Source organism: Homoserinimonas sp. OAct 916, assembly GCF_003260275.1.
In the GTDB taxonomy this organism is placed as follows: domain Bacteria; phylum Actinomycetota; class Actinomycetes; order Actinomycetales; family Microbacteriaceae; genus OACT-916.
Map to the genome: position 1 here is coordinate 1 of NZ_QJHB01000100.1, position 287 is coordinate 287.

Genomic DNA, 287 nt, shown 5'->3' on the forward strand with positions numbered 1-287 from the left:
GGAGATGCAGGGTCGATTGACCGAGCCGATGCGATATGACCCGGTAACCGACCATTACGTTCCTTGTAGCTGGGATGAAGCCTTCGCGCTGATCGGGCGACACCTGCAGGCCCTGTCCAGCCCGCATGAGGCTGAGTTCTACACCTCGGGGAGGACGCCGAACGAAGCCGCGTTCCTGTACTCGATCTTCGTGCGCGAGTTCGGAACCAACAACTTCCCGGACTGCTCGAACATGTGCCACGAGCCGACCAGCCGGGGGTTGCCGCCGGCAATTGGCGTCGGCAAGG

The 287-nt window shown here is 62.4% G+C and carries 1 pseudogene; it reads left to right on the forward strand.

Going from position 1 to position 287, the window contains the following annotated elements:
• Positions 1–28: 28 nt before the first annotated feature.
• Positions 29–287 (forward strand): annotated as a pseudogene (locus tag DL891_RS16860) (formate dehydrogenase); the annotation flags it as partial.